Annotated in this window: 5 protein-coding genes and 1 pseudogene; 2 read left to right on the forward strand and 4 right to left on the reverse strand. The window is 70.4% G+C overall.

Annotated elements, in window-relative coordinates:
* A pseudogene (locus D180_RS03390) lies at positions 1-251 on the forward strand (selenocysteine lyase); the annotation flags it as partial.
* 191 nt (positions 252-442) lie between these two features.
* Here D180_RS03390 and D180_RS03395 read toward each other — a convergent pair.
* The 4 genes from D180_RS03395 to D180_RS03410 form a co-directional block, all read right to left on the reverse strand.
* Entirely contained in the window at positions 443-1,906 is a 1,464-nt protein-coding gene (locus D180_RS03395) for a glycine betaine ABC transporter substrate-binding protein (RefSeq protein WP_043090416.1), read from the reverse strand.
* Positions 1,907-1,938: 32 nt separating this feature from the next.
* On the reverse strand, positions 1,939-2,676 hold the full coding sequence (locus D180_RS03400) for an ATP-binding cassette domain-containing protein (RefSeq protein WP_043090417.1): 738 nt from the start codon (positions 2,674-2,676) through the stop codon (positions 1,939-1,941).
* A 52-nt stretch (positions 2,677-2,728) separates the two neighbouring features.
* On the reverse strand, positions 2,729-3,667 hold the full coding sequence (locus D180_RS03405) for a hypothetical protein (RefSeq protein WP_017911682.1): 939 nt from the start codon (positions 3,665-3,667) through the stop codon (positions 2,729-2,731).
* A 335-nt stretch (positions 3,668-4,002) separates the two neighbouring features.
* Positions 4,003-4,878 (reverse strand): outer membrane protein assembly factor BamD, encoded by an 876-nt coding sequence (locus D180_RS03410; RefSeq protein WP_017910377.1) that lies wholly within the window; start codon positions 4,876-4,878, stop codon positions 4,003-4,005.
* A gap of 116 nt (positions 4,879-4,994) precedes the next feature.
* On the opposite strand from D180_RS03410, the gene rluD reads away from it, so the two are divergent.
* A partial coding sequence (gene rluD / locus D180_RS03415) for a 23S rRNA pseudouridine(1911/1915/1917) synthase RluD (RefSeq protein ID WP_017911683.1) occupies positions 4,995-5,991 on the forward strand: 997 nt, incomplete at its 3' end.

Raw genomic sequence — 5,991 nt, forward strand, 5'->3', positions numbered from 1 at the left:
TTGGTGCGGCATTCGACGCGGAGTTGCACGCGTTGGGCGCGGGCGACTGGACCGTGCCTGGGCATGCGCCGCACCTGTACGCGCTGCGCCCACCAGCATCGTCGATGCCGGCCTTGCTGCCATGGCTGCAGCACGCGCAAGTCATCTGCACCCATCGCCATGGCGCCCTGCGCATCGCGCCCTATCTGCAGTTGACGCCGGAGGCGATGCGCGGCCTGGCGCAAGAGATGGTGGCTGCGGCGCGTGCTTGAGCGCGCGTGCGTGCGTGCGATCGTTGTCTGTCTTCGGTTTCGATGGGAAGTCAATCGACTACTGGTCCGCATCGTCGATCCTGTTTGATACATGGCGTCAGCCGCGACCCGATGCCGCTGTGATGCGTTTAGCGCGGGTGCGGGTTGCCGAAGGCCGGCCACATCGCTGATGCCCGCGGCGCTGGCTTGACCTACCGCCGCGCCGCCAGGCGCAATCCACGCGGGGTCAGCACCCGCTCCAGCAGTTCGAACAGGCCCTGGACCAGCAGCGCCAGCAGCGCGGCCGGCACCGCGCCTTCCAGGATCAGGCCGAGGTCGTCCAGGCGGATGCCGGTGAGGATCGGCTGGCCGTAGCCGCCGGCGCCGATCAGCGCGCCCAGGGTCGCGGTGCCGACGTTGATCACCGCCGCGGTTTTGATGCCGGCGAGGAGGGTGCGCAGTGCCAGCGGCAGTTCGATCCGCCACAGCCGGGTGCCTGGCGGCAGTCCCAACGCAGCGGCGGTCTCGCGCAGCTCGCGCGGGATGCCGGTGATGCCGGCATGCATGTTGCGCACGATCGGCAGCAGGCTGTACAGGAACAGCGCGGCGATCGCCGGTTTGGCGCCGATGCCGAACAGCGGGATCATGAACACGAACACCGCCAGCGACGGCAGCGTCTGCAGTACGCCGGTCAGGGCCAGTACCGCTTGGCCGAGCCGTGGTCGATGCGCGGCCAGGATGCCCAGCGGCAGTGCCACCAGCAGGGCCAGGCCCAGCGACAGTCCGACCAGCGCCAGGTGCTCGCGGGTGCGTTGCAGCAGCCGTTGCATCCGTCCGTCCTCGGCCGGCGCGGCGATGCCCAGCCAATGCGCGGCGATCGCGCTCTCGGCGCGCTTGTCGAGCTTGGCTTCGGCGTTGAGCCGTTGCATGGTCGCCGCGTCGATGCGTCCGCCCAGTCCCTGCAGCGCCTGCACGAAGCGCGGCGCGCGCTGCGCCAGGTCGGCGCGGTACAGGAACACCGCCGCGTAGCGCGGGAAGTAGTGCTTGTCGTCCTGCAGCACCAGCAGGTCGTGCGCGGGGATCTCGGCATCGGTGCTGTACAGGTCGGTGAGGTCGATCGCGCCGCTGTCCAGCGCGCGGTAGGCGAGGTCGTGGTCCAGACCGGTGGGCACCTGCGGCAGACCGTAGGCGTCGCGCACGCCGGGCCAGCCGTCGGCGCGCGAGACGAATTCGTTGCTCAGTCCGAACTTCAGCGTCGGATGCGCGGCCAGGTCGGACAAGCGCGCGATGCCGTGCGCCTGCGCGCGTTGCCGGCGCATGCCGAACGCATAGGTGTTGTCGAAGCCCAGCGGCGCGCTCATCGCCAGGCCGCGCTGCGCCAGCGCCTGCCGCAGCGCGTCGTCGTCGGCGCCGGGCATGTGCAGCAGTTCGGCGGCCAGGGTGCCGGTGTACTCGGCGTAGGCGTCGATCGAACCCTGCTCCAGCGCGCGCCACAGGATGCGGGTGCCACCGAGCTGGCGTCGATGTTCGACCTCGACCCCGGCCTGGCGCCCGGCGCCGGCGGCGATCTCGCCCAGCACCACCGCTTCGGTGAAGTTCTTGGAGCCGACCACGACCTTGGTGTCGGCGGCGGCCGGCAGGCTCAGCAGATTGGCTGCTGCACCGAAGGCGAGCATCGCGATCGCGCGCCAGCGCGCGCCTCGCGAGGTCATCGCGCCTCCTCCAGGGTGCGCTGCGCCTGCAGGAACTGGCTCACGAACGGATCGGCCGGCACCTCCAGCAATTGGCGCGCGCTGCCTTCCTGCAGCACGCGGCCGCCACGCATCAGGACCAGGGTATCGCCCAGGTAGGCGGCCTCGGCGACGTCGTGGGTCACCAGCACCACGGTCTTGCCGAGCAGCGCGAACAGTTCGCGCATCTGCGTCTGCAGTTCGTGGCGCACGATCGGGTCGAGCGCGCCCAGCGGTTCGTCCAGCAGCAATACCGGCGGGTCCAGCAACAGCGCGCGGATCAGTCCGACGCGCTGGCGCTGGCCACCGGACAACTCGGCTGGATAACGCGTCAGCAGCGCTTCCGGCAGGCGGCACAACTCGGCCAACTCGTGCAGGCGCGCCTCGATGCGCGGCCGCGTCCAGCCCAGCGTGCGCGCCAGCAGGGCGGCGTTGTCGCGGGCGCTCAGGTGCGGGAATAGGCCGCCTTCCTGGATCACGTAGCCGATGCGCCGGCGCTGCGCCAACAGGGTGGCGCGACGCAGTGGCTCGCCCTGGAAGCGCACCTCGCCGCTATCCGGCCACTCCAGCCCCAGCAGCAGGCGCAGCACGCTGGACTTGCCGGCGCCGCTGGGACCGATCAACGCGGTGGTGCGGCCCGGGGCGATGCGAAGATCGACCTGGTCCAGTGCCAGCATGTCGCCGTAGCGGCGGGTGACCCGATGCAGTTCGAACATCGCCGCAGCATAGCCGCAGGCGGCGAGCACGCCGTGCGAAGACGCCGCGGCCTCAGCGGGCGGCGTCGGTCAGCAGGTCCAGCGTCGGTTTCGGCCGGCCCAGGTCGTACATCAGGCCGAAATGCGCCTCCGCGCCCTGCTGGTCCGGCTGGTCGAGCAGTTCGTAGAGATTGATCTCGGCGACCACGTCGGCGTAGTCGTTGCGCAGCGTCTGCAGCAGGTCCGCCACGCTGTCGTAGCAGGCGCCGTCGCCGGGATGGCCGCCATCGGTGTTGCCCGTGTAGATCTCGGCGCAGTTGAGCTCGTTGACGTACACCTTGGTGCCGTATTTCTGCGCGGCGGCGCGCAGCTGTCCGAGATACAGGTCCATCCAGTAGCCGCGCTCGCCGTGGAAGGCGTAGTAGTGGAAGCTGATCCGGTCGAAGTCGAAACCAGCAGCCTTGGCCTGGTCGAGGAACCACAGCGAGCCGTTGCGGTCGCCGGGGCAGCGCGCGCTGGCCGAATGGTCGTCGCTGTTGCAGGCGGTGATGTTGATGGTGAATTGCAGGCCGGCGCCCACCTCGTCGGAGGCCTGCTTCATGCCGCGGTACATCGTGGTCATGGCCGCGATCCGCGCCGGCGCGGCGGCACGATCCAGGTCCTGCTCGTTGCCGATCTCCCAGACCTTGATGTCGTTGGCATAGCGGCGCGCCAGCGCGTAGCCGATCTCGCGCGACATCGGATACACCATCGGCCGCAGCGCGATGTTGTACTGGCGCGAGAGCTGCACCAGCCGGTCGAGCACGGCGAAGTTGCGCGGGTCCACGTCGAACCGGTAGCTGCGCAGGTTGCGCCGGTCGAGCAGGCGGAACACCGCCTCGCTCTGGCTGAGTGGGTAGGCCGGGCGGCCGTCGTGGCCGTTGACCCCGTACACGATGGCCGGTGCCGCGGTGGCAGGTGCGGCAGCGACGGCGAGGACGGCAGCGAACAGGCGCAGCAGGGACAGAGACATGGCGTTCCCGGCGGAAGCGGCCCGGGGCGGGCACGGGACCAGCCTAGCAAGCCCGGCCACGGGCATCGGCGCCAATTCCCGGGACTGCGGTGCGGGTCGCACTCCGCCGGGATCGGCCTGGAGGCGCGCCATGCTGGGCGTCCAGTGATCGGGACTGGCGCTGCCTGGCGACGCGCGTACCCGCCTCGCCTTGGGTGCCCGCTGGTGTCGTCATGGCCGACTGCAGCCGCCGCGCGCAGGTGCCCGAGTGGACCACGGGGGCCGATCGGCGCTGCCCGGAAACGCGACAGGGGCCTTGCGGCCCCTGTCGGTGTGCATCGTGTCGGCGCGGTGGATCAGCGCTGCATCTGCGAATTGGACTGCCCGGTGGCGGCGGACTTCTCGCCGGCGAACGGGTTGAGCTTGCGGATCATCCACGGGTACTTCGGCCAGTTGCCGGTCAGCCACGGGTGCTGCGGGTCGTTGAGCTCGAGCACGCGGCGCGCGTCGGCGGCCAGGGTCTTGTTGCCCAGGTGGGTGTAGGCATCGGCCAGCACCGCCACCGCGTCGTTCTGGTAGGCGCTCTGCGGGTAGGTCTCGAGCAGGTAGGTGGCACGCGAGGCGGCCGACACCCAGGCGTCGCGGCGCAGGTAGTACAGCGCGTTGTCCAGCTCGTGCTGGGCGAATACGTTGCGCAGGGCGATCATGCGCGCGCGCGCGTCGGCGGCGTAGCGGCTGTTGGGGTAGCGCTCGGCAACGGTGTTGAAGTCGGCGTAGGCCTGCTGCGGGGTGGACAGGTCGCGGCGGCTGGGGTCCAGCGACCACACCCGGCGCAGGAACACCGTGTCGCGGTTGGAGTTGGACAACCCGCGCAGGTAGTACATGTAGGCGATGTTGCGCTGGGTCGGGTAGGTGCGGATGAAACGGTCGATGGTCGACACCGCGTCGTCGTGCTTGCCGGCCTTGTACTGGGCGTAGGCGCTTTCGATCATCGCCTGCTCGGTGTAGTTGCCGTACGGGTACTGCGCGATCAGCCGCTTGAAGCTGCTCTCGGCGCCGGCCCAGTTGCCGCTCTCCATCTGCGCATGCGCCTTCTGGTAGAGCTGCTCGACCGGCATCCCTTCTTCGGGGTTCTTCTTCTGACGGTGGCAACCCGTCGCCACGACCAGCGTGACCAGCAGCAGGGCGATGAAACGGACGTGCGCGGACAGCGGGACGGAGCGTCGGATCATGGGTTCGGGCGCGGCAGGGCAGGAATACGAAGGGGCGATGATAGCCTAGTGGCCTGTCCTGCGACTGACTATGGCCGCCGCGCCCCCCTTTTTCCGACCCAAGCCGTGCCCCTGCCATGCCCCATACCCCCCCGGATCTCCCCGAGGACGCCGTCAGCGACGGCCCGCGCCAGGCGCGCGTCCCCGATCACGCCGCTGGCCGCCGCTTCGACGCGGTGCTGGCCGAACTGTTCCCCGAATACTCGCGTTCGCGCCTGGCCGAATGGATCAAATCCGGCGATGCCCTGCTCGATGGCGCCCCGGCGCGGCCGCGCGATGCGCTGCGCGGCGGCGAGATCGCCAGCCTGCACGTGGTGCTGGACACCCAGACCCACGCCCTGCCCGAGGACATCCCGCTGGAGGTGCTGTACGAGGACGACCAGGTCATCGTGCTGAACAAGCCGGCCGGGCTGGTGGTGCACCCGGGCGCCGGCAACCCCAGCGGCACCCTGGTCAATGCCTTGCTGTACCGCGACCCGGGGCTGTCGGCGTTGCCGCGCGCCGGCATCGTGCACCGCCTGGACAAGGACACCAGCGGCGCCATGGTGGTGGCGCGGACCCTGCAGGCGCATACCTCGCTGGTGGCGCAGTTGTCCGCGCGCGACGTGCACCGGCAGTACCTGGCGGTGGTGGTCGGCGCCCTGGTCTCCGGCGGCACTGCCAACGCGCCGATCGACCGCCATCCGCGCGACCGCCTGCGCATGGCGGTGCGCGAGGACGGCCGCGACGCCGTCACCCACTACCGGCTGCGCGAGCGCTTCCGCGCCCATACGGCCCTGGAATGCCGCCTGGAGACCGGCCGCACCCACCAGATCCGCGTGCACATGGCGCACCTGAAGCACCCCATCGTCGGCGACCCGCTGTACGGCGGCCCGCTGAAGCTGCCCAAGGGCGCCAGCGAGGAGCTGATCGCCGAACTGCGCGGCTTCAAGCGCCAGGCGCTGCACGCCGAGACCCTGGAGTTCAAGCATCCCTCAAGCGGCGAGCCGGTCCGCGCCACCGCGGCGGTGCCGGCCGACCTGCAGCAGCTGATGGCCGCCCTGCGCGTGGATGCGCAGGCGGCCGCCGAGCGGG

Source organism: Xanthomonas sp. SHU 166 (genome assembly GCF_000364685.1).
GTDB lineage: Bacteria > Pseudomonadota > Gammaproteobacteria > Xanthomonadales > Xanthomonadaceae > Xanthomonas_A > Xanthomonas_A sontii.

Excerpts from the sequence above, each read along its gene's own strand:
- D180_RS03395 (WP_043090416.1), bottom strand. The coding sequence starts at position 1,906 with ATGCTCGCCTTCGGTGCAGCAGCCAATCTGCTGAGCCTGCCGGCCGCC.
- D180_RS03400 (WP_043090417.1), bottom strand. The coding sequence starts at position 2,676 with ATGTTCGAACTGCATCGGGTCACCCGCCGCTACGGCGACATGCTGGCA.
- D180_RS03405 (WP_017911682.1), bottom strand. The coding sequence starts at position 3,667 with ATGTCTCTGTCCCTGCTGCGCCTGTTCGCTGCCGTCCTCGCCGTCGCT.
- D180_RS03410 (WP_017910377.1), bottom strand. The coding sequence starts at position 4,878 with ATGATCCGACGCTCCGTCCCGCTGTCCGCGCACGTCCGTTTCATCGCC.